This window comes from Psychrobacter sp., assembly GCF_035469765.1.
In the GTDB taxonomy this organism is placed as follows: Bacteria; Pseudomonadota; Gammaproteobacteria; order Pseudomonadales; family Moraxellaceae; genus Psychrobacter.
Genome location: NZ_DATIRM010000060.1, coordinates 1 through 3,498, shown reverse-complemented (window position 1 = coordinate 3,498; position 3,498 = coordinate 1). Strand labels below are relative to the sequence as shown.

Annotated in this window: 3 protein-coding genes; 1 reads left to right on the top strand and 2 read right to left on the bottom strand. The window is 43.6% G+C overall.

The annotated features are described in order from the left end of the window. Positions 1-1,085: purine-cytosine permease family protein (locus VLN09_RS01640; RefSeq protein WP_325243441.1), on the bottom strand; the 1,085-nt coding region annotated here is incomplete at its 3' end. A gap of 131 nt (positions 1,086-1,216) precedes the next feature. Continuing rightward, the gene (gene speB / locus VLN09_RS01635; protein ID WP_325243439.1) at positions 1,217-2,185 is read right to left on the bottom strand and encodes an agmatinase; all 969 of its coding nucleotides are present in this window, start codon (positions 2,183-2,185) and stop codon (positions 1,217-1,219) included. 321 nt (positions 2,186-2,506) lie between these two features. Between speB and VLN09_RS01630 the strand changes: the two genes are divergently transcribed. Next, the gene (locus VLN09_RS01630; protein WP_325243437.1) at positions 2,507-3,427 is read left to right on the top strand and encodes a LysR family transcriptional regulator; all 921 of its coding nucleotides are present in this window, start codon (positions 2,507-2,509) and stop codon (positions 3,425-3,427) included. The last annotated feature ends 71 nt before the right edge of the window (positions 3,428-3,498 follow it).

Sequence of the window (3,498 nt, the reverse complement as noted above, 5' to 3'; positions counted from 1 at the left end):
TAATCGACAATCATGACTGAGAATGCTGGGATAAATAGCGCACCTACGATCAATAAGAAGTTTTGAAACTGATCTAAAATACCAGGAATCAGTGCACCAAAAATAGTAACCAGACCAATGATCAGAGCAGGTTTCCAAAAGCTCATATTAGGCGCGATATTCATACATGATAGCGTTGCGCTATAGACTGCCATCACATTGGTGGTCATGACCGAGAAGAAAATGACTAATGCTGCTGGCAAACCAAAGCCAAATTCAGCTAGCAAGCGAGTCGGATCGTAAGTCTGCTCCATACCGTTTAAGATAGAAAGTCCTGAGATTGTAGCGCCCAAACCCATGGCCACGATGGCTGCTATGATATAACCAAAATAAGTGCCCCATATTGCAATTTTTGGGGTCTTGCAATTGCGATTGTAATCGGCTGCCGAAGACATCCAAGAAAATGCAGTGGCGATTACAATATCAAAGGCGATACCTAACGTAATGCCATTACGCGACTCAACTGGCATCTCAAATAGTGTTGAGACATCATAGTGCTGGTTTAACTGATAGAGCACCACGACAGTAAGACCTGCCATTGCTAATGCCGCCCAGCGTTCGACAAGCTCAATACCGAGATGACCACGTAGCACAATCAGCACCACAACCGACTCGCACAAAATAACAAACAGCGGCAGATTGCTATAACCTGTGGTGGCTTCGATAGCGTAATCAAGACTCATGCCAGCAAGCAGAGCCTGAATACAGCTCCACGCGATAAGCACACCCATGTTTACCAATGAGATCAACTGACTACCAAATGGTCCATAAGCTCTGCGCGTCAGTGCCATCGATGGGAGACCTGTGCGCTGACCCATAAGACCAACCAAAAGCAGTGGGATTGCCCCAATCAACGAGCCAATGAGTACAGTCGTGATAGCCGTGGTAAAGCGTAGGTCAGGTACCAATAACATGCCAGTTAAAATAGTAGTCACTACTATATTGGCACCAAACCATAACGCAAACGTACCAATCGAGCCTAGACTGTGTCCAGACTCATTTGGGGAGAGCGTGTCTTGACCAAAAAATGAAGAGGGTTTACTCATTGGGGTCTTCCTTAACCGAATTATATTAATAACAGCAACTCAAGCACACTGGTGACGATGCAGCTATCTGGTCATATACCGTATTGGGATAACTGCTCTATGCGCCAAATCTAACCAATAAGCAGCGGCTATTAGTAGACTGCTTTGACCTTATCGTCATAGCGTACACCCGGTAGGATACATAGCATCTCAAACAATAAGTTCGCTGCTAGTACAGAGGTGTTACCAAATGGATCATAAGGCGGTGATACTTCTACTAAATCACCACCGACCACATCAAGACCGCGCATGCCGCGAATGATTTCTATTGCTTGAGTCGACGTCAGACCACCGATCTCGGCAGTACCAGTACCAGGCGCAAACGCAGGGTCAATACCATCAATATCGAAACTCAAGTAGACAGGACCATCGCCTAGCTTTTCGCGTACTTCTGCCATCAATGGCGTCAGTGATTTGTACCAGCATTCTTCAGCAGGTACTACCCGAAAACCTTGCTGGGTTGACCAATCAAACTCTTCGGCGCTATAGCCCGTACCACGTAAACCAATCTGTACCACACGGTTACCATCGATTAAGTTTTCTTCGACAGCGCGGCGGAACGGCGTGCCGTGGGCAATTTTTTCACCAAACATCTCATCATTGATATCAGCATGCGCGTCGATATGCACCATCCCGACAGGACCATGTTTTTTGGCAAGCGCACGTAAGATAGGCAAAGCAATGGTATGGTCGCCGCCCAAAGTCAGTGGAATGGCACCATGTTTGACGATTTTTTCTGAATAGAATTTTTCGATGATATCAATGCTTTTTAGCAGATTAAAGGTATTGATAGGTACGTCGCCGATATCAGCAACTTGTAAAGATTCAAAAGGGGCAGCACGCGTGGCAACATTATAAGGGCGAATCATGCGTGATTCATCACGAATCTGGCGTGGTCCCAATCTGGCACCGCTACGGTTAGAGGCACCAATATCTAAAGGGACGCCAACGAATGCGACATCTAGCCCTTCTGCATCCGCCTGAGTTGGCAGGCGCATCATAGACGCAAAGCCACCAAATCTTGGCATATCGTTGCCGCTTAATGGTTGATTGAATGTCATGAGTTACTTCCTTGTTTCATTTCGTTTAAATACACAATTTTCTACATACCCTTGACAATACATAAATATAAGAAGAGGAACCATGGTAAAATTTAGAAGTAAACTTCTATTTTTTCGTAGTAAATGAGATTTATGCTTTATTATTAGAAGTTTATCTGAACCAAAAATGTGTTAAACAGTGCCAAATCATTGATTAAAATAGTATTTATTCATTCATCTATTACAGATGATATTCGTACATATAGCCAAATAAAGGTGATAACTACCATTCAGTCCTTACCTACTTTTATTCAATTAATTTGATATATAGGGTGGCACCCGATGCTAGATGAACTGATAAAAATAGACATCAAAACCTTGCGTAGCTTTATGGCAATTGTTGAATGTCAAGGCGTGACAGCGGCGCAGTCTCGCTTAAATGTTACACCCTCTGTCATTAGTGGTCATCTGACTCATTTAGAAGATCGCTTGGGAATGACTCTGTGTCATCGTGGTCGCGCAGGCTTCAGTCTAACCGAAGACGGTACAGCAGTTTATGAAGCTTGCTTAAGCTTTAATGAAGCAGTAGCTAGCTTTCAGCACCAGCTGCACTATATTCGTCAATTGGATTCGGTTCGCGGCGGTCATATTCGATTGTGTTTAACGGATCAGATGCCGACGATTTTTTATGATGCTTTACAGCAATGCTTGGCTACCAGCTATCGTAACAATCCTCTTATTCATTTTTCAATCGATGTGCAAAGTCCTGAGAGCATGTTAGATAAATTACTTGGCAACGAAAGCGATATTGGCGTTGGTTATTTTGGCAGTTTTCCGCCATTATTGAGTTTTAAACCTGCCTTTATTGAACAGCAGGTGGTCTGCTGCGGGCGGGCGCATCCTTTATTTAATGCGTCAGAAGATTTAAGCTTTGAAGATTTAGAGCAACATTATCCTTGGATAAAGCGTGGTTATGTGGTCGATCACAATATCAATCATATCCGCCCAAAAACGCTAAGCGCGACCACCTATCATATGGATGCGACAGCGCAGTTGATTCTTGCTGGTCATCATGTCGGTTATCTCCCTTATGATTTTGCCAAGCGCTATGAAGAAACGGGTCTGATGAAAATTTTATTGCCTAATTCGGCAAGTTACGAGGTTAAACATCACTGGGCATATCGCGAAAACCTGCATAAGCACGTTGCTGATTTTTTAGAGCAGATGATGAGCCTATTACGAAAAAACCCCTTTCAGGAATAAACATCCTTTAAAGGGGTTGGTATTTAACCGCTTTTTAATAAACCGCTGTTCTTTTTAATGAACTGCTTGTG

Excerpts from the sequence above, each read along its gene's own strand:
- speB (WP_325243439.1), bottom strand. The coding sequence starts at position 2,185 with ATGACATTCAATCAACCATTAAGCGGCAACGATATGCCAAGATTTGGT.
- VLN09_RS01630 (WP_325243437.1), top strand. The coding sequence starts at position 2,507 with ATGCTAGATGAACTGATAAAAATAGACATCAAAACCTTGCGTAGCTTT.